General features: G+C 69.0%; 11 protein-coding genes and 1 pseudogene. 4 read left to right on the top strand and 8 right to left on the bottom strand.

The features are described from left to right. Positions 1-42 precede the first annotated feature (42 nt). Both ATK30_RS44265 and ATK30_RS44260 read right to left on the bottom strand, forming a co-directional pair. Positions 43-366, bottom strand: a complete 324-nt coding sequence (locus ATK30_RS44265) for a hypothetical protein (RefSeq protein ID WP_143271496.1) — start codon at positions 364-366, stop codon at positions 43-45. A 160-nt stretch (positions 367-526) separates the two neighbouring features. Next, complete coding sequence (locus tag ATK30_RS44260; RefSeq protein ID WP_101440603.1) at positions 527-2,419, bottom strand: putative Ig domain-containing protein; 1,893 nt, start codon at positions 2,417-2,419, stop codon at positions 527-529. Between the two features lie 168 nt (positions 2,420-2,587). Here ATK30_RS44260 and ATK30_RS44255 point away from each other — a divergent pair, with 168 nt between their 5' ends. Then, positions 2,588-3,598 (top strand): helix-turn-helix domain-containing protein, encoded by a 1,011-nt coding sequence (locus ATK30_RS44255; protein WP_101440602.1) that lies wholly within the window; start codon positions 2,588-2,590, stop codon positions 3,596-3,598. A 73-nt stretch (positions 3,599-3,671) separates the two neighbouring features. Here ATK30_RS44255 and ATK30_RS44250 read toward each other — a convergent pair whose 3' ends face one another. After that, complete coding sequence (locus ATK30_RS44250) at positions 3,672-4,193, bottom strand: type VII secretion system-associated protein (protein WP_208637589.1); 522 nt, start codon at positions 4,191-4,193, stop codon at positions 3,672-3,674. Between the two features lie 40 nt (positions 4,194-4,233). Then, positions 4,234-16,149: a TcdA/TcdB catalytic glycosyltransferase domain-containing protein gene (locus ATK30_RS44245; protein ID WP_101440600.1), complete on the bottom strand. Its 11,916-nt coding sequence runs from the start codon at positions 16,147-16,149 to the stop codon at positions 4,234-4,236. 466 nt (positions 16,150-16,615) lie between these two features. On the opposite strand from ATK30_RS44245, the gene ATK30_RS44235 reads away from it, so the two are divergent. The 3 genes from ATK30_RS44235 to ATK30_RS44225 all read left to right on the top strand — a co-directional run bounded on the left by ATK30_RS44235 (position 16,616) and on the right by ATK30_RS44225 (position 18,814). Beyond that, the gene (locus tag ATK30_RS44235; RefSeq protein WP_143271495.1) at positions 16,616-17,038 is read left to right on the top strand and encodes a hypothetical protein; all 423 of its coding nucleotides are present in this window, start codon (positions 16,616-16,618) and stop codon (positions 17,036-17,038) included. A gap of 267 nt (positions 17,039-17,305) precedes the next feature. After that, on the top strand, positions 17,306-18,544 hold the full coding sequence (locus tag ATK30_RS44230) for a hypothetical protein (protein ID WP_143271494.1): 1,239 nt from the start codon (positions 17,306-17,308) through the stop codon (positions 18,542-18,544). 15 nt (positions 18,545-18,559) lie between these two features. Continuing rightward, a complete protein-coding gene (locus ATK30_RS44225; RefSeq protein ID WP_101440596.1) occupies positions 18,560-18,814 on the top strand; it encodes a hypothetical protein in 255 nt (84 codons plus the stop codon). 1,073 nt (positions 18,815-19,887) lie between these two features. Here the strand turns inward: ATK30_RS44225 and ATK30_RS47845 are convergent. From ATK30_RS47845 to ATK30_RS44205, 4 genes and pseudogenes are all read right to left on the bottom strand, one after another. After that, positions 19,888-20,205 (bottom strand): annotated as a pseudogene (locus ATK30_RS47845) (WXG100-like domain-containing protein); the annotation flags it as partial. Between the two features lie 41 nt (positions 20,206-20,246). Continuing rightward, positions 20,247-20,984, bottom strand: coding sequence for a hypothetical protein (locus ATK30_RS44215; protein ID WP_101440594.1), 738 nt, complete (start codon positions 20,982-20,984; stop codon positions 20,247-20,249). Beyond that, positions 20,981-21,379, bottom strand: a complete 399-nt coding sequence (locus tag ATK30_RS44210; protein WP_101440593.1) for a YbaB/EbfC family nucleoid-associated protein — start codon at positions 21,377-21,379, stop codon at positions 20,981-20,983. The genes ATK30_RS44215 and ATK30_RS44210 overlap by 4 nt, the downstream gene beginning before the upstream one ends. Positions 21,380-21,395: 16 nt before the next feature. Next, positions 21,396-24,689 (bottom strand): right-handed parallel beta-helix repeat-containing protein, encoded by a 3,294-nt coding sequence (locus ATK30_RS44205; protein ID WP_101440592.1) that lies wholly within the window; start codon positions 24,687-24,689, stop codon positions 21,396-21,398. Positions 24,690-24,701: the final 12 nt, after the last annotated feature.

Genomic DNA, 24,701 nt, shown 5'->3' with positions numbered 1-24,701 from the left:
CGGTGTCGACGGCCGCGGGATTCGTTCGTCGGAGCTCGGGGCTCAGCCCATGCCGTTGAGACCGACGTAGAGCACGTAACCAGCACCGCCCATGAACACGACGTACGCACCGAAAGCCGCCACCATGGCCTGCTCTGCGCGGATGAAGAGGCGCGCGAAGCCGTAGCCCGCAGCCGCGACGGCTACGCCGAACAGCACCATCAACGCCGTGAAGTACCACCCCAGCGCCCAGGCCAGCCCGGCGGTCGCGGCGGCCAGTTTCGCGTTCCGTCCGCTCAGCCGGCCGCGAGTCAGCAAGAACATCGCGCCGGCCACCAGCAAGCCGCCGACCACCGCTGGCACCACCAGGTAAACCGAGTAAGGCATCCTGCCTCCGTCACGTCCGATCTCGTCGTACGCACTGACGCGCATCGAGGCGCCCGGTTGCCTTGAGACCTTCGGCTTGCCCGTTCGTACCCGCCTTGGGCCGAACAAGGACAGGAAAGGCCGCCCCGCGCACGGGACGGCCTTTCCGCGGAACTCGGTTTCAGCTCAGAGTCAGCGCCGTGTCGTCGAGGCAGAAGGACGTCTGCAGGCTCGAGTCTTCGGTGCCGGTGAAGGTCAGCGTCACCGTCTGGCCGGCGTACGCCGACATGTCAACGGTGTGCAGCTGGTATCCGGTCGCCTGGTCCAGGTTCGAGTACGTGGCGAGCGTGGTCGAACCAGCCTTGACGGTGAGCTTGTCGTAGGCCGTCGAGGTGGTCGTCTCGGCGGTGTCGACGTGCAGGTAGTAGCTCAGCGAGGCGTGGCAGCCGGCGGGGATGCTCACCGACTGCGAGACCGTGTCGGTGTGCGTGCTGCCGTAGCCGTCGAGGTAGGCGAGGTAGCTGCCGCTGTGCGGGGCTTCGCCGCTGGACGACGTGCTGATCACCCCGGCGGACGCGGTCCACGGGCTGGTGCCGTTCTCGAAGCCGGGGTTGCCCAGTTTCTGGCCGGAGCAGGTACCGCCGCCGGTCGGGGCGATCGTCCAGCTGAACGTGGTGGAGCCGGTGGCGCCGGACGAGTCCTTGGCGGTCGCGGTCACCGAGTACGTGCCCGCGGTGGTCGGCGTGCCGGAGATCAGGCCGCCGGAGCTGATCGACAGCCCGGCGGGCAGGCCGGTGGCGGTCCAGGTGTAGCCGCCGCTGCCGCCGGACGCGGAGAGCTGCAGGCTCGCCGCGGTGCCGACGACGCCGTTCTGGCTGCCCGGGTTGTTCGCCGTGACGCCGCCGGTGGGAGCGCCCGCGGTGAACGCCGCGGTGCCGTTGGGAGTGCCGAGACCGGTCGGGCCGTCCCAGCCGGGGCCGGCGTTGCACTGCACCGAGGACGAGCAGCTGCCGTTGCTGCCGGAGGTCACGTCGTTGAGGTTGCCGGTGTGCGAGTACGGGTAGGCGGCGGGGGTGTCGGACGCGCCGGGCGTGCCGGCGAGGGCGTAGACGGACGCGATGATCGGGGAGGACGCGCTGGCGCCGCCGTAGACGGCCCAGCCGCTGCCGCCGTAGGTCTGGTACACCGCGACGCCGGTCTGCGGGTCGGCCACGGCCGAGACGTCGGCGGTCGCGCGGTTGGCGCAACCGGTGGTCACGTTCTGGAACGCGGGCTTGGCCACGTAGCCCGAGCAGCCGCTGCCCGCGCCGCTCCACGCGGTTTCGCCCCAGCCGCGCGCGCTGCTGTTGCGGGTCAGCGAGGTGCCGCCGACCGCGGTCACGTACTGCGACGAGGCCGGATAGCTGATGCCGTAGCCGTTGTCGCCGGTGCTCGCGGTGATCGCCACGCCGGGATGGTGGAAATAGCTGGAGTCAGAGGAGGGTTCGGTGCCGTCTTCGGCGCCGCCGTAGCTGTTGGAAACGTACTTCGCGCCCATCGACACGGCGGTGTTCACCCCGGTGCCGAGATCGGCCATGCTCGGCTGATTCGCTTCGACGAGAAGGATGTGGCAATTCGGGCAGATCGCCGAAACCATGTCCACGTCGAGCGAGATTTCGCCCGCCCAGCCGGAATCGGCGGCCGGGAGCGGACTGGTTTGCCCGTTTTCGTTGACTTTCTTGAAACAGCCGTTCGCGGTGGTGCAGGGCGGGAGCCCGTAGGTGGAGCGGTAGCTCGCGAGGTCCGATTCAGCGTTCGGGTCGTCGTTGGAGTCGACGATGGCCACGGTGGCCGAGGAACTGCCCGCGGCGGTGAGGTTGTAGGCGGAGCGCAGGTCCGAAGGGCCGAACCCGCTGGGCAGCGCGCCCGGGGAGAGCAGCGCGCGCATGGTGTCGGTCTGGCGTTCGGCGAAACACGTGGCCATGCCGGGCTTCGCCTTCTCGGCGCAGACGCGGGCGGTCGGATGCACCGCGGCGGGCGCGGCCACGGCGGGCACGGCCGGGGCGGTCAAGGCCAAGGCCGCGAAACCGGCCATGGCAAGGATTCTTCGGGCTGAACGGGACACTATCCCTCCCAGGGAAATTGCTGCGAACGGCGTCGGGCCATTCGGTGCCCCGTTGTCTACAGTTCGTTCAGCCCTGGCGGTGACGCGCTGGTGCCAGTGGCGCAATGGTGTCGGCCAGCCCGGTGGAGGTGCCTCCGAATGGTTCCCGAAGCAATCGGCCATCTCGTGACGCTCGGGCTCAAAGCGGACGAAGCAGAAATCTACCTCGACCTACTTTCGTCGGGCCCCGTTCCGCCGGACCGGCTGGCGCGGGAGACCGGCCGCGACCCCGGCGAGGTGCGCCGCGCGCTGTCGGTGCTGGCCGGGATCGGACTGGCCGGCCCGGTCGACGGGCCCGGTTCGCCGATGTCCGCGCTGCGCCCGGACCCGGTGCTGGAAGTCCTGACCAGGCAACGGGAAGCCGAACTGGCCGGAGCCCGCGCGGCGATGACGCGCCTGTACGAGCACTACCGAAGACACTCGGCCCGCTACGACGCCGATTCGATGATCGAGGTGGTCAGCGGAACCGCTGCCGCCGAACGGGTGCGGCAATTGGAGCGAGCGGCGCGCACGGAGGTCCGCGGACTGGACTCGCCGCCGTACTACGCCGACGCGGACGCCAACGAGATCGAACTGGAGAACCTCGCCCGGGGCGTCCGCTATCGCGCCGTCTACGGCAGGCTCGCGCTGGAACGCCCCGAGTACGTCGCGGAAAACATCCTGCCCTGCGGCAAAAGCGGGGAGGAGGCCCGGGTGCTGCCCGAGGTCCCGGTGAAACTGCTGATCGTCGACGACTGCGCGGCCCTGTCCGGCGCGGACCGCACCGTGCTGCTGATCCGCTCGTGCGGCCTGTTCGACGCGCTGGCCGGGCTGTTCGAGATGTGCTGGCAGGTCGCGCTCCCGCTCGGCCTCGCCGACGACACCTCCGGCCCCGAAATCCGGCCCAGCGAACGACGGCTGCTCGCCCTGCTCGCCGCCGGGCTCACCGACGACCAGGTCGCCCGGGTACTCGGCGTGAGCAGGCGGACGATGTTCCGGTACCTGGAAAACCTGATGGCCCGCACGGGAGCGGCGAACCGGTTTCAGCTGGCGCTGCACGCGACTCGCAACGACTGGCTGTCGGTCGACGCTCAACCTGGGGCGCCGGCGGTGCGGTCGGTGCCGTTGTGAGCCAGCGTGGTTGTGGCCCAAGGGTTTTCCCGCTCGTGCGGCGTGCTCGACGGGCTGGGACCGCTAGCCCCGGTCAGGTCGTGATCTCCCGGACGCTGTCCGCCAGCAGCCGGAGGCATCCGGGCGATCCGGGGTTGAGGAGCAAGTCGACGCCGTCATAGTCGTTCAGCAGGCGGAGCAGGTCGACCGGAGCCGCCGGACGCCAACCGGCCGCGCGGACTCGGCGGCGGTGCGCCGGGGCCGTCGTGACGAGCAGGCACGGGATGTTGTCCGGCGACGGCGCGACGAGCGGAGACTCGTCGGTGTCCACGGCCACCGCGAACGCCGATTCGCGGAAGACGGCGGCCAGTTGGTCGAAGTCGGCCTCGCCGCGGGCGGTCAGGCGGAGCACGGCGTCCAGCGGGTCGGTCGGGGAGTTTTCCGCCGCTGGCTCGTAGGCCGGGTTGGGCTCGAAGCGGCTGACGGACCCGTCCTCGCGTGCGAGCCAGCCGCCCACCACGGCCTGCGGCGGAGGGCTCGGGGCCTCGGTGCCGCCGGTCGTCGACGCCGGTTGCCACGCCGGGTCGACCAGCAGCACCCACTGGTCCTCGGACATCGCCGGTACCTCCTTCGCGTCCGGTGAATCTACCGGCCGGTCACGCATGACGGGGACTTCCTTCCGTCAGTTCGGCCAGTTCAGCGGCTTGGCGGGCGGATGCCGCGCGTTCCTCCGCCTGGTATCGGCGGATGGCCGCGGCCGTGTGCCACCGGTCCAGCCAGCCCAGGCCGACCACGCTCAGCCGATGCGGGGCCGGTCGCGTGCCCGGGCCGTCGAGGGCGGTGCGCAATGCGGTGCGGAACGTGTCCGCGGGCAGGTTTCGCGCGGCCAGTTCGTGGAGGGCAGCGGCCAGGTCGCGGGCGTACCCGTCGGGATTCGGGCGGTCGCCGAGCCGCGAGATTTCTTCCAACAGCAGGGAACGGCCGCCCGGGGCGTTCAGGATGGGAGCCAAGGCGTCGTGCCGGTCGAGGACCTCCACGGCCTCGGCGATCCGGGCGACGTCCGCGCCGTCGCGAGTGGACTTGGCCAGGTCGGAGAGCACCGCGGAGGCGTCCGGTTTGCCGAGCAAGGTGTCGGTCACACCGTGCAGGTGCAGGACAGCGTGTTGCTCGGCCAGGTCGTCGTGGAGCGGGGACAGCGCGGCGAGTTCGCGGGCCGCGGTCCAGATCAAGTCCGGTCGTTCGTGCCGCGCGACGTCCTCGGCGAGCGAAGCGGCCGATTCGCCGCGGCCGAGTTCCGCGAGGACCCAGCCGAGCAGCTTGGCGGTGCCGTCCCGGTCGCTCAACGCGATCGGGCCGACCGGCGGCGTCGGGCGGAACCACCAGCGGTGCGTAGCGGTACGCACGAGCTCTTCCAGCAGCAGATCCGTTTCCGCGGTGCCGTCGCTGAGAAGGAAGTCCGCTGTCGGGTGATCGGCAGCGGACAGCCGGACGGGGGCCGCGTCGACGGGACGGTCGCTGCCCTCGGTGCGCAACTGCTCGGTGAAGGCGCGGGTCGCTGCCGGGTCGGTGGTCAGGACCGACTGTCCATTGGGGACGGATACATCGGGCGGCGAGTAGTGCACCCCTACGGTACGGCCGTTGTGCGTCCACGGCCGAGGCGTCGCGGGTGCCGGGCCGTCGTCCAAGCCGCGGAACACGCGCGGTGTCGGCGTACCTGTCGACATCTCGACAGCGGCTCCGGTTGGCGGGCGGAAAGTGATCCTGACCTGACCGTCCCCTTCGGACACGCGGATCTTCACCGGGACGCGGTCCAGCACGTCGGCGCCCAAGGCGTCGGCGAGATTCCCGGCCAGTTCGCGGGCCGCGGCGGTGGCGTGCGCGCGGCCGTCCGGTCCCGTTCCGGTGACCACGATCGGCGGAAGCGGGTCATTCGTCGCACGGAGCGCGGAGATCAAGTTTTCCAGCGGGGCGGGCGAATCTGCCACCAGAACGGCGTCGGCCGCACGCAGAGTGGCGGCCCGCTGGACCTCGCCGAGGTGGTAGTGCACATGGCTGTCGTCGATGGTCAGCAACGCGCGGGCAGCCGGCGGCAGCGGAACGTCGTGCACCTCGCCGGTGTAGCTGCTGCGGTCGGTCACTGTGCGGACGAGGGCGGACAGCTCGGGATCCGCCGCGATGTACGACAACGCCGCCTGCCACACCAGGTCCGGGTCGGCGTGCCGCCGCACGGCGGGCTCGACCGCGGTCAGATGCAGGTCGCCGTCCCGGTTGTGCAGGCCGCGCACCAGCGTCTGGATCACGCGCTGGGTCAGCTCCCGGGTCTCGAACCGGTCCGCCAGCGGAGCCGGATCGCCTTGCGGCGGCAGGAGCCAGCTGTGGTCGCTGTTCATCCGGATCTGCGTCATGCCCGGCAGTTCGAGCGCGGAGTTCAGGCCGATCCGCCGGGCCGTTTCGGTCATCGCGACCGGGCCGGTGCGGTACATCACCGACTGCCGGTGCACCCGGCCCATCGGCGTGGCGAAGAACCCCTGGCCGAGCGAATCGACCTCGCGCGGCATCAGATTCGCTTGGGTCTGCCCGTAGTTTTCGCGCAACTGGTCCAAATAGGACGCGGCGAACGGATGTCCTTTCGCCATGGTGAACGCCGAGTTCGCGATGTTCCCGCCGACCCGGTGCACCGCGTAACCGGCGTCGGACTCGGCGGCGCGGACGACGTCGTCCAGTCCGTGCACGACATTGTCGCCGTCGGTGTAGAGGCCGCCGAACCGGTGCATCAGCTCCAGCCGCAGGATGTCGCTCGCCGCCGCGAAACCGGGACCGGTCTGTTTGGCCAGTTCGGACAGATAGAACTCCTGTGCCCGCATCGGATGCTCGCTGGTGAACACCTCGTCCACATTGATCAGCTGGACGCGGTGTTCCGCCGCCCAGCGCAGCAGGTCCCGGACGTCGTGCAGCGGATCCGGGCCCTCCTCCGGCGCGGCGGTGGTCAACGCCAGTTCCGTCTGCCAGCGCGGCACGTCCGTCCACAGCACGGGGACGATGCCGTCGCCGAGCCGGTCCGCGGCGTCGCCGAAGTTCCGGCGGAAGGCGTGCATGGTGCCGGTGTCCTTGAGCGGGCCGCCCAGCCAGATCGCGTGCATCAGCAAGGGCGTCGACGTCGTCTTGGCGAGCGGTTCGACGTCGCCCGGCGCCCATGCGGCCAGCTTGTCGTCGGGCCGCTCCTTCTCCAGCGTCCAAACGCGGTTGTCTTCCAGGTTGGCGGGATCGAGGTGTTCCCGGCTGAGCTGGTAGCCCTTGGCGAGGTCGAGCAGGTCCAGGAAGCTGATGCCCTGCCCGGCGGTGAGGTGGCGGAAATCGTGGCCGCGCAGGAATTCCGGCGGCTCGGGCGCGCGATACAGGCCGAACAGGTCCGGTCCCAGCAACGGCGCGGGCGGCGGTCCGTTGACCGCGGTCCGCTGAAGATCGGAGACCAGCTCTGAAGGCGAAGAGTAGCGGGGTTCCTCCCCACGCGGTCCGGAGTCCGTTGTGGACTGCGCGGAAGGATCGCCGAAGGTGCGGAAATGGCCGCCGTCGGTGACCGCGGTAAAGCCGCGCGTCGCACCGACGGCCTGGCCGAGCGTCGCCGAATCACGGCCGAACAACGCGGGTGTGGTCGGCGCGTGCACTGTGGACGGTCCGCCAAGTCCGCGGAGTGCGCGCTGGAAGTCGTGGGCCAGGCCGCCCGGGCCGTCGGTCCGGCCGGTGCTGCACGCGATGAGCGTGACCGAACGGGATTGGGCCAGGGGAGCGGCTTGGGCCACGATCCGGGCGAACGTATCGCCGTCGACCCGCACGGTCTGGCCGCCGAGCAGGGTCACCTTGACCGATTGCTCGCGTCCGTGGGCGAACACGAAGAGGGAGTCGTCGTCCCACGGGGCCGCGGTCTTGTCGGCCCACTCGCCGAACCGGCGTCCGGACAGCTCCGGCTGGGCCCCGGCAGTGCTGGCCTGCTTCAAAAGCGGGTCGAACTTCTCCGGTGTGGCGCCTTCCGGAAGCGTGCTGACCGTACCGGAGTTGTGGGCGACCCAGTCCCGCTCGACGCTTTCAGTGTGCTCGTTCGCCGGGAGGAACGAGACCGCGCGAACGCGGCCCGAGCTGTCGGTGATCTGACGGACCTGGATTTCGGCCGGGTCGAAGCTGTATGGGCGGTCGGTGTCAGCGTCCCAGCCGGACACCGTGTCGTTCGCGTCGACTGTGCCTTCGCGGTGCTGTTCCGGGGTGTTCTCCGGCGGACGCGGCCAGGCGTGCGCGGCGATCTGGTTGTCCGCTTCGGACTTGGCCTGCCACCATTTCCGGAGAGCCTCGTCGGCCTTCTCCCGGGCTTGCTGGATCCGGTTGTTCGCGTCGTCCTGCCGCGCGGTGTGGTCGGTGTGATTGTTGCGGTACTCGTCCAGTACGGCCAGGATTTCCGCGGCACGGTCCTGCGCCGCCTGCCGCTGCTGGACCAGCTGGGCCTGCTCGTTCCGGATCTGCTGGACCTGCCGTTGCGTGTCCCAGGCCCTCGCGACCAGGTCGCTTTGCTCGACCGAACCCGGTTCCTCGCCGAGAGCGAGCGAAAGAAGCTGCTCGTCGAGTTCGTTGAGCCGGGTGATCTCGTCGTTGCCCGCACGCAGTGCTTGGCCCGCCTCGCGAGCGTCGTTCTGCGCTGTCTGCACCGCCTGCCGCAGGTGCTGCACCGGATCGCCGTCGACCGGGAGGTGCAGCCCGCGCGCGCCGTCGGTCGTCGTGCGCACATTGTCCTTTTCGGACAGCCACGCGTCATCGAAATCGCGCTGTGCTTTTTCGAGTTCCTCTTCCGCGGAACGCCAATCCTCGGCGGCCTTCTTCACCGCGTCTTGCGCCGAGGCGAGTGTCTCGGGCAGCGGCTGGCCGAGCGAGTGTTCCAGGTCGGTTTCGCTCATCCGCGTCCGCGAAGACTGCGGCACCCGCACCTCGACCGCCGCGGTCTTGCCGTCGACCGTCGCGACGATGCGGTACTCGACGTCGAACCCGACCAGCCCGGTCCGGCCCTTGTCCTTGCCGACCACGGACCGCTGCGCCGCGGCGGTGCTGGACGTCGGATCGTTCTGCCCGACGGGGCCGCGCACGTCGAGCCCGCCCCAGGAATGCGTGTTGCGGCCAGGGTCGGTGATTCCGCCCGTGCCGATGTTGCCCAGCTGCTCGCCGGTGACCGTTTCCTTGGCCTCGCCGGCGAAAGTGGATCCGGTCTGGTCCGAACGCTCCAGTTTCACCGAATCGCTCAACCCGACGAGATCCGGTTTCACGACCCGCGTGTACACCTTCACCGAGGCGTGGCTGCTGCCGGTCACCGCGGAGGAATGCAGGTCCGGGGTCTCGAACGGTTTGCTGACCATGTTCGGGAGATGCGCTTGCAGCGTCTCGTTGGTGATCGAGGACGAGAGCGTGTTGTGCGCACCGGTTCCGGGTCCGGTGAGACCGTTGCCCGCGCCGGCCAGCCGCAGCGCGCGGATGGCGGCGGCTCGCACGTCCGCGGCACCGCGGATCCCCTCGACGGTCGAAGACTTCGGCAGGGGGCCGAACCCTTCCCTCTGCCACGCTTCGAGCCGGTCCGGAGCGGACTCCGCGGCATTGAGTTCGGTCGTCTTCGATCCGTACAGTTTGGTGTGGTACTGCTCGTTGCCGGAGATTTTTTGGTCGTCCGCCGAGGACCGCGAGGTCACGGTCGCCTCCTGCGAAGCGACCGGGTAGGTGCGCCCGTCCCTGGCGACGACCAGTTCGAACTGGACCTGGTGCTGGTACCGCGCCGACGGCCCGCTCGAAGACGAGGTCAACGCGGTGGTGATGGTCTTGTTCTCGACGGTCTGGTCGCTCTTCGCGCGGGTCCCGGAAGCCCCCAGATAGGCCCCGTCGTAGCCGCTGACCTTGGGCTGGCTGTCCTGGAACAGGCCACGGCCGGCGCCGCGAATCTGCCCGCCGTAGGACGAGCCGTGGCCGGAGTTCTTTTTGTCCGTCACGGTCGAATTGACGACGTGGTCGACCTCGCTGCCGTCGTGCTTCACGCCGACGAACTGCGTATCGAGGATCTTCGCTTTGAGCAACATCTGGTAGTTGTCGGTCCAGAGCACGCCCGGGTCGTGGGCCAGCAAGGACACGCCGCCGTCCAGTGCACTGTCCACAAGGGACGTGACCGCTTCCGGCGAGGCGGTGTCGAGCGTCCGCTGGAGGTTGTTCATGGAATCGTCCAGCACCGATTTCGGCAGCAGTGTGCCACCGAGCTTGCCGAGCTGCTGCCGGGCGTCCTGCACCAGCTTCGTCAGGTTGGGAGCGTCCTCCAGCACCGCTGAGCCGAGCGAGCTGGACTTGCCGCCGACCAGCGACGGAGCCGAAAGCTTGCCCGGCGCCGGGGTGCGCGGCTCGACCGGCGGCAGCAGTCCTTCCGCACGAGCCTCGTCCTCGGTCATCGACACGAAGACCGATCCCGGCAGCTGGACGTCCGCACCTGCTCGCGAAATCGATCCGTTGACGATGCCTTCTTGCCGGCTTTCCGCGATCAGCCGGACCTTCGCGTCGTACTGGACCAGCACGGTGCGACTGTCCGAAGAGGACCGGTTGGTGTGGTCGACGCTCGCGGTGATCTCGTGCGACGAACCGGAGCTGCGCTGCCACGGGCTCCACTTCGCGGTCCCGAAAAGCTGGCCTTGGCCGTGCGTGTCGCTGCCGGTCGGCCGGACGGTGAGGCCGAGCTGGACGTTGGCTTCGAGGGATTGTTTTTTCGTGCCTTCGTAGCCGGCTTTCGAGCCGCCGGAGAACGTCCGGTCGCCGCCGCCGGTTTCCGAGACCGCGACGAGTTTCGGATTGCTCAGCGAGACGCCCATGCCGAGACCGCCGACTCGGTCGGCGACGCGGCGTTCGTAGCGGAATCCGTTCGCCGTGCCGCCCTGCTTCAGCAGCTTCGGCGTGAGGCCGCGGAAGTTTTCCGGCGAGAACATCCGGTCCACGCGGGCACGCGCTTCGCTGCCGGGCAGCCCGAGCACCGCGTCGCCGCCGGCCGCGCGCTGAAGCTGACGCAGCGCCTCGTCCCGCAGCGCCTCGGTGTTGGCGAACGCTTCCACGTGCAGGAAGTTCGGTGCCGTCTGGTTCTGCTGCTGGGTCAGCAGGTCGTCGATGGCCGGGGTCTCGTTCGGCGTCATCGAGATGACGCCCGGCTTGCCCGGCTTGAACTCGGACGGATCCTTGGTCAGCGCGGTGCCGTCGTTGATCCACAAATCGACTTTGCCGGAGATCGGCGGCAGATCCGGGTCTCCGGTCTTGGCCACAGTGGACACCTGGGGCGTGACCCGGAACGGCGACCCGGGCGTCAGCCGGCGCACCCACGGCCGGTGGCGGGTGTAGCTGGTGATCTCGACCTCGAACTCGACGTCGTGCTCGAAGACCTGCGAATCGGGACTGCCGCCCTTGCCGGTCGTCGTGGTCACCGTCGGGCCGCCGGAGTTCTTCCACGTCCGGGTGTCTGAGTACTGCAGCGGGCTGACAGTCGGGCTGATGCCGAGGTTCGCGACCGTCGTGGCGCCCGGGATGATCACCCGGCCCTCGAGGCCGGCCGACCAGCCCCGTTCGGTGGTGGTCGCGCTGGTCAGCGACGGGCTCGTTTCGTTGCTGTTCTTGACCGACCGGCCGTCCGCCTGGCCGAGATGACGGCCTGGCCCGGGCTTCGCCTTCACCGTGACGTTGAGGTACTCGTCGGTGAACAGGCCGCGCCGCTTCAGCTGCGCGGAAACGCCCTGCGTGAACAGACTGTCCATTTTGCCCCGCAGCGAGGCGGCCGAGAACGTGGAGGTGATCTTCCGCAGGTTCGCGAACCGTTCGGCGATGTCCCGGCTGGAGCCTTGGCTGTCGCTCTGGAATTTGTCCCAGCGGGGCAGGAATTTGTCCGCGCCGGGCAGGTTCCGCAGCGCGTTTTCGATCTGCGGCTGGACGCGCGTCGCCGGCTCGAACGATCCCGGCCGGGCAGTGCCCGCCGCCACGGCCGCGGCGAGATAGGGCGGTTCGTAGCGCGCGCCGACGTCTTTGAACTTCGTCGGGGTGTGCTTCGGAACCGGAAGTCCCTGGGCTTTCGCCTCCGGCAAGCCCATTCGCGTGTACGAAGTGGCCTGGACGGTGGTCTTCTCCCCGTTCGAGGTGGTGACATCGAGGTCGACGGTCACCTTGTACAGACCGATGTCGCCCTTCGCGTTCACTGTGGACTTGTTGGTGAAGCTGGTGCCGCTGGTGGACTGTTGGTTGACCTTGCGGGAATAGCTGCCGCTGACCCCGCCGACGCCGCCGACCGTGCCGGGCACGTAGGAGCCGCCCCCGAAGATCGCGTTTACCTCCCCGCCGTATTTGGAGGAGACGGTGGTGCTTCCGCCGTTCACCGCGGAATCGTTGAAACGCAGCTCGCTGTCGCCGGGGATCGTGCCGAGGTACTCGACCTTCGTCGGCCGCGCCTCCAGTTGCACGGCGTCGCGGTGGGTGCCGTGCGGGCTGAGCAGGTCGTTCGACACCACTGGGCTGCCCTGCAGCGCAGTGCCGAGCATGCTTCGGACGCCGCCGCGGCTGAGGAATTCCCGCAGTGAGGTCCGGCCCGGGGCGCCGAATTTCGTCACCGACGGATGCAGGTTCTTGCTTACTTGATCGAAGAGCGCGTTTTCGTCGAAGTCGAGCGCTTCCGGCGAAAGGAACTCGATCTTTTTGGCCCAGTCCGGCTTCGGTTCGGGCGGCCCGACAGTTTCTTCCTGTTTCAGGTTGGCCAAATCCGTGGAGAGGACCAGTCCCACATGGCCGTCCACTGTGGATCCGACGAGGCCGCCGGTTTCGTTGCGGACGGTGATGCGGTAGGTCACCGGAGCGTCGGCCCGCTGCATGTCGCCCGCCGTGCGGATCACGCGCTGGTCGGTGCCGGTCGTGGTGCCGGTGTGCTCGGCGGACGGGCTGGCGAGCTGCGCGGTGCCGCCGACGGACGCGTACGGACCGGCTGGAAACATCGCGAAGTACGAGGTGCCGACGGCCTTCGCGGTGGTGTCCGTGTTCGGGCTCGCGTGGGTGGTCTTGACCTCGTTCTTGACGTCGCCGATGGTCGGTTGCGGCAGTTTCGCGATCTGGTCGGCGTTGACGGAGCCGAAGTCCGGCTCCGCGGTGACGTGCACCTCGTACCACTTCTCGCCGGCCCGCACCATGGACTTGCGGCCATCGCCCATAAAGGACTCGAACTCGGGGCCGGACAGGGAATCGGTGATCGCGTCGACGCCGTGCGTCCGGGGCGGGTTCTGCTGCTGGGGGTTCAGGCGGTGGATCAGGTTTTCGATGCTCGTGCCGACGTCCTTGGCGCCGCGGACGTCGACCGGGACTACGGAGCCGAGCGCCTTGCCGTCGCGGACGAATGCGGGCAAGCGCTCGGAGAGGGGACGGTTGTCGGGTGTCTCTTCGGTGTGCTCGTCCGAGACCAGCACCGCGTCGTTCTGATGCGGCGTCCAATCCGAGACCAGCTGGTCGAAGAACGCCGCGCGCTGGGGAGCTTCGGCACGCAGCCGGTCCGGGTCGAGGAAATAGAATTTGGCCGCCTCGGCCATGTCCTCGTTCGGGTTCGTCGCGCCGTAGCGGGTGATCGGGCGTTCCCCGGCAAAGGCCGGGAAGCCGTCGGCGGTCCAGTATCCGGTGCGCTCGTTGAACGCGGAGAGGTTGTCCTTGCGGAGTTCCTGGGCGATCCGGGCAGCGCGAACGCGGATGAGGTCGGTTTCGCCGCGCTTCTCGAAAACGTCGGGATGGCGCTCTTCGAGCTGTTTGATGAACTCCGACCGGCGCGGGGCGTCGGCGGCGAGCTTGCCCGGGGCGGCCAGATGGGTCCGGATCGACCCGGCGAAGTCCTCGAAATCGCTGCGGAACTTCGGATCGGTCGGCGGTTCGGCGCCGGGTGCGCGCTTCGGGGTGCCGTCCTCGTTCCAGACGCCGACGTGCTTGGTGTAGTCGTCGAGGGCGTATTTGAGCAGGCCGTGGGACAGCTCGTGGGTGACCATGCCCTCGACCTCGCGGCTGCCGCCGCCGAAGTCCCGGGCGAATCCGGCCATCGCGTAGACGTTGACCGTCCGGTGCGAGCCGATGTATTCGCCCGCCATGCCGGGGGAGAGCTGCCCGTTCTCGATGCCGAAGTTCACCGCGCCGATGTGCTGGACCTCCTGCTCGATCCCGGCGCGGGAAGAATTCTGCCGCTGGTCGCCGATGATCGGGGCGTAATGCTGAAGCGCGGCGGAGACAGCGGCCTTTTCGTCAGGGGAGAAGTCGCGGGGCTTCACCCGGTTCGCGACGGATGCGCTGGCTTTCGGGTTGCTTTCCCGGACCGCTCGGGCGCCGTGCTCGGAGTCGAGCTGGACGCCGGTCTGCTGGCGGTCGTGCGTTTCCGGGGTGGGACCGGCTGCCGGTTCCGGCGGGGCTTTGACGGGGGTGTGCAGGTTCGGCTTGGCTTCCGGCTCGGGCTGCGAGCGGTGGTCGTCCTGGTGCGGTCGCGGGTGGGGCGCGGGGGCGTCGCCGAGGTGGTGGTCGCGGATGTTCGCGGTGTTCGAGACCTGCTCGAGCTGGGCGAGATTGCCCGGGTTGAGCCGTGAATCGTGCCACGCGCCCGGACCCATCACGCCGGGCTGGTCCTCGCGGTTGAACAGCATTTCGTCGTTCTTGTAGCCGTCGCCGAGGCCGAGGAAGTGCATCAGCTCGTGCGTGACGCCGAACGCCGAGTCGTGGACGTCCCAGTTGAGCTGGTTCGTCTCCGGGGTGTCCGGGTCCACTGTGGAATCGTGCAGGTTCACCGGGATCCGGCGGCGGGGGTCGGCCTGCCAGCCGGTGTCGTCCGGGTGGACGTCGTCGGCGACGCGGACGTCGAGGCTGACGTGCAGCTGGTCGCCGCCGGGCAGCCGGGAGGCCCGGTTGACCCAGTCGTCCAGGTGGGCTTGGACGTTCTGGACGAACTGTTCTCGCTGTTCGGAGGAGACCGAGCCGGAATGCGAGGTCAGGTCGATCGGGATCGTGTGCTCGCGCACCCACTGGCCCGGCGCGATCTCGAACCGGCGGACGTCGAACCGGATGTGGGCCATCGCGCCGGCGAGCTGCCCGCCCTTGAGCCCGGCGCGGTTGCCGGCGAACTGCTCGGCGATGTTCTTGACCGGATCGAACCGCTCCGAGGAGAACCGCGTGACCGGTGCGGTGTCGCGGCGGCCGTTCCAGTCGTTCGGTCCCGGCAGGCTCTTCGCCTGGTCCGGTTTCGGTGCGGCGTTTTCCGGGGTGTGGTTTTTCGGGGCGGCAGCAGGGGTCTGCGTGTTCGCCGGACGGTTGCCGCTGAGGTTGTCGACCAGCGCTTGCCGGGTGGCGAGTGTCAGGTCGGCGAGTTTCTTCCCGTCGTCGACGTTCTCCTTCATGCCCTTGACCAGCGACGTGCGCTCGTTCTTAGGCAGATTCGCGACGACCTCGGAAAACACCTCCGGCCGTTTCGGCGTCGGCCCGCTCGGCGTGATCCCGTGGAAGGCGGCTTTCGCGGCGATCTTGGCCAGATTGGGGTCGAGGGTCGTGTGATTGCCGAGATAATGGCCGATCTGGTCGGACCAGGTCGTTTCGTTGGCGTGGCTCTGGGTCAGCGCGGTGATGCCGTCCGGATCGGTGCCGACCTTGCCCGCGATGCGCGATCCGTCGGTCTGGATGGCGAGATCGGAGGAGAATTTCGCGATCGCGGCCGGGTGGTCGCTGTATTGCCAGCTCGGGTTGCGCTGCGCGAGGACCGAATCGACGAGGCCCTGGCCTTCTTTGGCTCCGTAGTCGAAATGTCCGGTGTTCGGGTTTTTGGTGCCGAATGTCGCGTCGTTCTCGAGCTTGTTCCCTTGCATCCGGACAAACGTGTTCGGCTCCGGGAAGTAGACGGACCGGGAGTCGACTCCGGCGAGCGCCTGCCGGACATCCAGATCCAGCTGCGCGGCCCGGTTCGCGAGGTCCCCGTCCTCGGGGCGGACGTGATAACCGCCGCTGATCACCTCTGGCGGGCCCTCGGGGTTCTGCTGGACCGCGGTGTTGACGACGTCGAAGAGAGGCCCGTTGCGGGTGTCGAGAGAGTGGACGTCGGCGTCGCCGGTGTGCAGGTAGACCTCGTTGTCGCCGCCGGCTTCGCGGATTTGCGCGGCGAGCTTCTCGGTGACCGGATTCCGGACGATTGTTTCGCGGATTCCGCCGTACGGGATGGTCTTCTGGTCGATGTTCGGATTGCTCGGGTGTTTCCAGGTGAATCCGATTATCGCTACCGGGAAGCGGTTGTCCCAGGTATTCTGGAATTGCTGGATCTTTTGGCTGATGGCTTGTTCTGAGCCTGGCGTTCCGTTTACTCCGATGACGAGGCCGAAGCGCCCGTCGGAGGAGTTCCCGGTGAACCCGGCCGAGTATTTCTCCGCGATGGCCTGGAGATTGTCGTTCGGAGTCGCGGCGACGGTGGCTACTACGCCGATGCTGTTCTGGTTGTTCTCGTTGCGAGTGCCGAGGTCGCCGATGATGCCGGTTTCGTGCACGACGGTGAACTTGAAGTTCTTGAGGTGCTGAGCGAAGTCGCCCTTGCCGCCGTTGACGGGCGGATGCTTGCCGACATTCGGCCCGGGGCCGGCGATGGCCGGTTTCTTGGGTGCGGCGATGGGAGTGTGGAGGTTGTGGGGGTGGGGGTTTGGTGCGGGGTTTGGCTTTTTGGGTGCCGCGGGGGTGTGGAGGTTGCTGCTCTGGGGATTCGCTGTCGGGTTTGGCTTTTTGGGAGCTGCGGGGGTGTGGAGGTTGCTGCTCCGGGGATTCTCTGTCGGGTTTGGTTTGTTGGGCGCGTCCGCAGGGGTGCGGACGTTGCCGCTCTGAGGGTTCGCTGTCGGGTTTGGCTTTTTGGTTGCGGCGGCGGGGGTGTGGACGTTGCTGCTGTGGGGGTTCGTTGCGGGGTTTGGCTTTTTGGGGGCACCGACCGGGGTGTGGAGGTCGTGGCGCGGCGGGTTTGCCGCGGTGGTCGGCTTCTTTGGCGCGGTGACCGGGGTGTGGCGGTCCTCGGCGGCGGTGTCGCGGGAGCGCGGGGCGGGGGTAGGGGTGGTGCCGATCGGCTTCGCCGGGGACGGGGCTGGGCCGTTCTTGGGTGAGGTGGAGGCGGGGCTGCCCGGGGTCAGCTCGGCGGCGGGCTTCGCGCTGATGGCCGGGTTCGGGGAGGTTTTGGAGCTCGGCGTCGGCGACGAGGCAACCCCGGAATTGACAGCCGTGGCTGGGTCGGTGGGCGCACTCGGCGTTGAGTCGGGCTTGGCGGTCGGCTTCGAGGTGGAATCCGTGGCTGGATCCGCGACCGGATGCGCAGCCCGGTTCGGGCTGGGGTTGCCAGCAGCGTTCGGGCTGGTGCCGGTTCCCGTAGCGGGGTTCGGGCCCGGCTTCGGACTCTGACTGTCGGCTGGGTTCGTGCTCGGGTCGCGTCCCGTGGCGGGGTTCGGAGCCTCACTGTCGGCCGGGTTCGGGTCGGCAGTTCGGGCCGGAACGGTGTCTGGGTCCGGATTGGCGGCGGGGTGCGAGTCCGGGCTGGCGGCCGGATCCGGATTGGCCGGGTTCTGGCTGGGTTTGGTGTCTGTGGCCGGCTTCGGAGCGGTGTTCGTGACCGGATCGGTGGGGTGGTGCGGATTCCCGGTCGTCGGGCCGGGGGAGGCGTGTTCCGGGGTGACCGGTACGTGGTTCGGGTCGTTGACGGTCGTCTTCGGGGCGGGGCTCGGGATCGAATCGATGCCTTTGACGCTGGCTGACGTCGGCGGCGGTACCGGCTTGGGCTGCGGGGTGGTGGCCGGGTCGGCGGAAGCCGGGGAGTCCGGCTTTGTGCTCGGGTTCGGGCTGGTGCTGGGGTTGGCCGAGCCAGTGGTGGTGGCGGTCGAACCCGGGGCACGGACGGAGTCGGCGGAGGGGTTTGCCCCAGTGATGTTCGGGTTGGGGGAAGTGGTGATGTTCGGGCCATGCGCCGGCGTGGGGGAAGCGGTGACGTTCAAGCCGGGCGACGGGGTTGGGGAAGTGGTGATGCTCGGGCTGGGCGACGGGGTTGGGGAAGTGGTGATGCTCGGGCTGGGCGACGGGGTTGGGGAAGTGGTGATGCTCGGGCTGGGCGACGGGTTCGGGGAAGGAGTGCCGTTCGAGCCATGCGCCGGGGTTGACGGAGCGTTGGTCGCGGGGGCCGGGTTGGTGCGGTCAGGCGAGTTGGGGGCGGTCTCCAGCCCGGGGCGAGTCGTCGGGTTGGAGGAGACGTTCGCCTGGCTCGGATCAGTGGCGGAGTGCGGGGCCGCGGTCTGGGGACCGCCGAAGCCGGGGAGGCCGGTGTCGTGCTGCGGGGTCGGCGAGTTGCTGCCGCTGGTCGCGGTTGGCGAGAGGGGGTGGCCGCCACCCGAGGTGTGGCCGTTCGTGCTGGCGGGCGGGTTTCCGGTCGCGGCCGAGTTCGGAGCCGGCGGTGGGGTCGCGTCGCGAGGCCCGGCGTGGTCGGGTGCGGCCGGTGGCGGGGTCGGGGAACCTGTCTTGACTGAGTCCGATGTGGACGGAGGCGGGGCGGCGTGGTGGTCGGTGCCGTTCGCGCCATGGTTGGTCGAGGCGGAGGTCGAACCAAGGGACGGGTCGGCGCCGGTACCGGGAGCCGGGGCGGTGTTGCTTCCCGGATTCGGATGGGGGCTCGCGCCTGGGTTCGTGTTCTGGTTTCCGACGGTCGTGCCGGGGACGATGCTCGGGTTGCTGTTCGGGCTGAGGCTCTGGACGCCCGACGGGCCGGTGGTGCGACCGCCCTGGTTTTCGACGCCGGGATTGGTGCCAGGAGGTGTCGTGCTGTGGTTCATGCCGCCGGGCGAGGCGGTGTCCCCGGTGGGGTTGTTGCCGGACGTGGCGGTGTCCCTGGTGGGGTTGCTGCTGGGCGACTGGGGGCTTTGAGCGGAGTTCCCCTCCGTGCCGTTCGTGGGTGCGTTGCTCGTCGTGTTCGGGGTGTTCGCGGGGTTGGAAGTTGAGGTGCCCGTGGGGTTGTGGTTGCCCTCCGGGTTAGGGCTGCTCGATGAGGTCGAGTTGTCCGTGGTGCTGTGGCCTGGGGAAGTGGCGTTGCCGGTTGGCTGCGAGCCGCTGGGCAAGTTGGTGCTTCCGGCATGCCCGGTGCCGCTGGTCGCGTTGGGACCGCTCGTGGGGTTCGGTCCGGCGGCCGAATTGTGATCGCCGGTCGAGTGGGAGTTGTTCGCGGAGTTTGAGGTGCTGCCGCCCCTCGCGTTGCTGGCGGAGCTGTTCGACGGGGCCTGGTTGTTGCCCGCCGAGTGGGAGTTGTTTTGGCTGTCGCTGTGTGCGGCGTTGTTGCCAGAGCCGTTGGAGGTGTTGGAGCCGCCGGGACCAGCGCCGCTGGGGCCGCTGGTGCTGTGCGAACCACCGGGAGCGACGCCGCCCGGGCTGCTGGTGCTGTGCGAACCGCCGGGACCGACACCGCCGGTGCCGCTGGAGGTGTTGGAGCCGCCGGGACCGACACAGCCGGGGCTGCTGGTGCTGTGTGAACCACCGGGACTCACGCCACCAGGCCCACTGGAGCCGTCCGAACCGCCAGGACCAACGCCACCGCGGCTACCGGAGTCGGAGGAATCTCCAGGTCCTCCGGGATCACCGGAGCCACCAGGCGCACTCGGCCCGTTGACCGGGTCCACCTTGATGTTCCCGGTCCCGCTCTCCCCGCCCGGGTCGTTCGGGCCCTTCCCCTGCCCTCCGCCGTCACCGCCGCCAGTGAGTTTGTTGTGCAGGTTCTCTCCGGCGTGGTGGGCGCCGTGGGTGGCGGCGCCGGTCAGGCCGCCGTTGAGGGCGCCCCAGCCCAGGCTATCCAGGTCTCCGCCGAACAGGCCCGCGCCCGCCAGGCCGACAACCACCTCGGTCGCCGCTTCAACTCCGGCCGCGCCGAAGACGTTGTGGCCCCATTTGCCGAGACCGCTGTGCGCGCCGGCGGCGAACGCTCCGCCGATCCCGCCCAGTGCGGCGTTCTGGCCGATCTGTTTCCAGTCGAAGCCGTCCCGGTTTCCCTGCGCGATCTGGATGAACTCGGCCAGCATCTCCTCGGCCGCTTCTTCCGCGGCTTCCTGCGCGGCCTCTCGCGCGACCCTCGACAGCAAACTCATCAAACGCGACATCAGCGAGCGTTCGATTTGCATCACCGCGGTCCGCCCGGCTGCCCAGATTCCCGGGATCAACGGGGCGGTGAACGGGTTCGTCATCGCCCAGATCAAGTCCGCGGCGGTGACCGCGATGGAAATGAGGATGCCGTATTTCGCGTTCTCGACATTCAACGCGTATTCGCGCAGAGCCGCGGCTTGCTGCTGGGCCCGGTAGGAGAAACCGGCCCCCATGGTGCTGAGTTTGTTGGCGTAGTCGGCGAAATTGGTCGCCACGTCGCCGCCTACATTGGCGACGACTTGTTCCGCCAGTTGGCTGAACCCGGTGCCCGCGGCGGAAATCTCCTGCGCGACCTGGTCCCATTCGGCAGCCAGTTCGCGTGCTTTGTCCTCGTCGCCCTGCGGCCAGGCGTCACCCGCGATGATGTAGAACACCCAGTTCAGGCTGGGGTCCACCATGAGGCTCATCGCGGGTTCACCTCCTCAACGGGCGCGGAAAGTCAGGATTCTGCCGGGGGGATCGGCGGCTCGGCGGGGACCGACTTGGCCAGCCACACCTCCCTCGGCCGCGTCCGAGCGGTGACTTCGCCCTCGGGCGTCTCCTCCTTGTCCTCGACCGCGTGAACCGGTTTTTCCGACCGGACGAAGACTCTCGACTCGGTCGGTTGCAGCGGGGTCGCCGCGGGGTGCCCGACCGTCAGATGCCGCACGCGCTCGCCAGGCTCCGCCGGCACGCGGTCCGCGATCCGGGCCCGGACCTGCTTGGCCGGAGCCCAGCCGCCGCCGTCCTCGGCTTCCGGCTCTTTGCGCAGCAGCTTGCCCTGGATCCGCACCCCGCGCTGGTACTCGGTCGGAGGTGCGTCGGAGGAGCCGCCGGGGTCGGCCTTGCGGACCTTGTCGTGCAGGTCGGTGAAGTTCTTGAACAGGGAGTTCGCCCCGTCGTAGGCGCCCTGGTCGGCCTCGCGGAACGACGTGGCCATGTCGCCGATCGCGTCGCGGGTCGCTTCCACCGCCAGTGCCCAGGCGTTGATGCCGTTGTAGATCTCGGCCGCCGACTGGATGTTCGTCGCGGAGAATTGATTCCCGTTCTTGTCGTTCCCGGCCGCGTCCCTGATCCGGCTGGGGTTCGCCAGGCTCTGCACCCGCTGGGCGAGCGTGCGCAGTTCGGCGCTCTTGCCGTCGAATCCGTCGCGGCCGCCGTCCAGCCCGTCGGCGTCGACGAAAAACTGGTCTGTCACGGCAGGTTCCCTTCGTCGAATCCCGGCACTCGCGCCGAGAACAGAGCGTTGACATCCACTTTTCCGCTCATCAGGTCCTGCGCGGAAATCCCCGGCGGCAGCATGGGAGCCATCATTTCCGCGGCCGCGGCGACGGATTTCTGCCGGGCGGCGGAGACGGTGTGCACGATCACCGAGGCCAGCTCCGCGGGGGCCATGCGTTTATAGGCGCTGGTAGGGAAGGAAAGCTCGGTCAGCTCACCGGTGCGGCCGACGGTCGCGGTCACCTCGCGACGGGCGGAAGTGACCGTGCTGGCGGCGGTTTCGACGTCCTGGCGGGCTTGGTCGAAATGGTCGCGCTGGTGCTGGTAGGCCGCCATCGCGTCCTCGAGCATCTTTTCGTAGTGCGAACTCATCGGTCTCCTCCCGGGGTCAGCCGACCGAGGCCAGGCCGGGCCCGAGGGCCATGGCGCCGGTGTCGGGCGGGCGGATGCCGCGCAGGTCGGCGGCGGCGAGCGTGCGGGACGCGGCGGCGGCCGACAGCGTGCGGGCGAGTTCGTGCGCCGCGTACGCGGTGTGGTCGGACGCGGCGGACAGTTCGTGGGCGAGCGCGTCGCGGACGTCGTCGGGAACCTCGTGGCCGCGCCGGACCAGCAACCGTACGGCGATCTCGGCGAGTTCGTCCACTGTGTACTCGCCGAGTTGCCAGCCGTACGGGAAGGCGTCGCGCAAGGTGGGCAGCTGGGCGAGCAGTTCGCCGACGCGGTCGCTTTCGCCGGTGAACACCACGACCGGATCGGCGGGTCGGCGGGCGATCATTTCGGACAGTGCTTCCAAGGCTTCGATGCCGGGCGTGTGGGGCGAGGTGTCCCAGTCGCCGTCCAGGTCGACCACCAGGGTGCCGCCGGACGCGTCCTCCACCGCGGCTCGGACCAGATGCTCGGCTTGGCCGGGCCATTGCGGCGACAGTTCTTCGGCGAGGTTGCGGTGAACCAGCTGCCCCATCGGGGCCATGCCGAATTCGGAGAGGATTTGTGCGTACAGTTTCGCGTACTCCGACCGCCCGGTGCCGCGTTTTCCGCTGATCACCAGGTTCGCCTGGTGGCCGAGTGGTTGGCGTTCGTGGGTGAGCTTGCCGAGTTTGAGCAGCAGCCGTTCGGCGTTCTCCCGCACCGATTTCTGGCCGACCAAACCGCTGAGGCGCTTCCATCCCGCGCTGGTCTTGACCGCGGCGGCCGGATCGGCGGTGACCGAAACCGCCGACTTCGCCGCGGAAGGCAACTGCGCCAGTTCGGCCTGAAGATCGTCGGCGGTGAGCCGGTTCAGCTCGATGTCTTTGGACGGCGGATTCAGCGCGAGCCGCGACGCCTGGTTGTTCACCATCGCCTCGAACAGCTTGCGCGCGACACGACCGTTGCCGAACGTCGAGTTCTTCGGCACCCGCTCGAAATACTCGCGCAGCGCGGCCAGCGCGTCGTCGGTCATTTCGTAGTAGTGCTTGCGCGTGAGGCCGGTCGTGATGGTGACCAGTTCGTCGACGCTGTAGTTCGGGAATTCGATGGTGCGGGTGAACCGCGACGCGAGGCCGGGGTTCGACTGCAGGAACTGCTCCATCTGCTCGGAATAGCCCGCGACGATCACCACCAGCGAATCGCGCTGGTCCTCCATGATCTTCATCAACGCGTCGATGGCTTCCTGCCCGAAGTCCGGGCCGGAACCGCCGGTCGGCGCGCTCAGCGTGTACGCCTCGTCGATGAACAGCACCCCGCCGATCGCCTTCTCGACGACCTCGGTCGTCTTGATCGCGGTGGACCCGATGTACTGGCCGACCAGGTCCTGGCGGGCCACCTCGATCATGTGCCCCTTCGACAGGATGCCGAGTTCGGCGAGCACCGTGCCGTACAGCCGGGCGACGGTCGTCTTGCCGGTGCCGGGCGGGCCCGCGAACACCAGATGCCGCGACATCGGCGGCATCGGCAGCCCCATCCGCTCGCGCATCTGCGACATCTTGATCAGGTTGATCAGGCTGGTGACTTCCTTCTTCACCCCGGCCAGCCCGACCAGCGCTTCCAAATCTCCCAGCGGGCCTTCGAGCACCTCTCCGGCGGCCTCGCTCACGCTCTGCTCGGGGGTCGCGAAGTCGCTCGGCGGGCCGGCGGGCACCGGCGCGGCGGGCCGGGCGGAATCGGTGCTCAGGTTGGCCACGTCCGCGTGCTCGCCGCTCACGGGTTCGCCCGAGACGTCGTTGACCACGCAATCGCGAACGCTGACCGGCTCGGTGGTTTCCACGTGGAAGCCGTCCTCGCCCGCACCGAGGATTTCGCATTCGGTGAACGACGCCTGAGCGGAGACGTACACGCCGTTCCCTCGGGCATTGCGCACCCGGCAGCGGGAAGCGGTCAGCGCCGAGCCCGCGGCGACTGTGATTCCGTCCACTGTGGAATCGATGATCTCGCAGTCCTGCAGGGAGATTTCCGCCGTTCCGGAAACGTGCAGTCCTCCGCCGCGCACCTGCACCGACTTCGCTGACGAGGGCGCGCTGGCGGCAAATGAGACTGCCTTGTCCGCCGTCGAATCAACCCGGAGGTCGGTCGCGGTCAACCGGGCGTCCTCGGTGACCTGCACGCCGATTTCCCGGCCGGTGTCGATGGAGGCGTCCGCGAGGTCCAAGGTGGACTGTCCGGAGAGGACGATCCCGGCACCGCTGTCCGGCGTCATCCGCAGCCCGCCGACGGTCACGGAGGATTCCCCGCCGACCGACATCGCGGTGTGCGTCGAACCCCGCACGGTCGCGCGCTCGAACCGCGGTCGCGCCTGGTCGTCGACCAGGATTGTGACCGGCGAGCCGTCGAAGGTGCAGTCCACGAACTGCGGCGCGGCGGTTCCGGTGGCCTGCACCGCGTTCGCGCCCGCCCCGACGAACACGCACTCGCGCAGCAGCGGCTCGGCGGACGCGGCGATGTGCGCGGCCTGCATCGGCGCCGAACGGAACTGCGACGACGCCACGGAAACCCGGCCGTTGCTGGTCACGTACAGGTCGACGTTCGCGCTGTCCCGCACAGTCAGCCCGGTGATCGTCGCGCGACCCTGCTGTTCCACGACCATCGCAGGTTTCTGCGCGCCGACGATCTCGCACTGCTCGACGATCGCGCCCGCTTCGCCGTTGACGCACACCCCGTTGCCCGCAGCGCCCCGCACCGTGCAGCGGCGCAGCACGACCGAACCGGTCTCGGCCACCACAACGCCGGACGACGCGGCATCGACGATCTCAGTGTCCTCAATGGCCGATTGCACCGGCGAGGCGATCACGACCCCGGCACCGCCGGTGCTGGTCACCGTGCAGCCCCGCAGCGCGAGCGAACCCTCCAGCCGGGCCAGCAGGGTCGCCCACGATGTCCCGGACAACCGGCAGCTGTCGAGCGCCGCCTCGCCGCGGACGACGTCCACAGTGACCAGCTGGTCGTCGGCACCGGTCAGGACGAACCCGCTGAGCTGCACCGCCTCGGCGTTCGCGACGAGCACGCTTCCGGTGTTCGCCACGATTTCCACGGTGCCCGCGCCCTGTTCGGCCACCAGCGACACCATGCGGTCCACCACGAGGTTTTCCTCGTACCGGCCCGGGTGCACGCTGATCGTCGCCCCCGGCTGCGCCTGCGCCAGCGCCGCGCCGATGGTGCCGAAGGCGCCCGCCCGGTCGCCGCCGACCACGAGCAGCTGTCGGTTCATCGTCTCCGCCTC

It is taken from the genome of Amycolatopsis echigonensis (genome assembly GCF_002846615.1).
GTDB classification, from domain to species: Bacteria; Actinomycetota; Actinomycetes; order Mycobacteriales; family Pseudonocardiaceae; genus Amycolatopsis; species Amycolatopsis echigonensis.
Note: the sequence above shows the minus strand (reverse complement) of the source record. Positions and strands in the feature narration are given on the sequence as shown.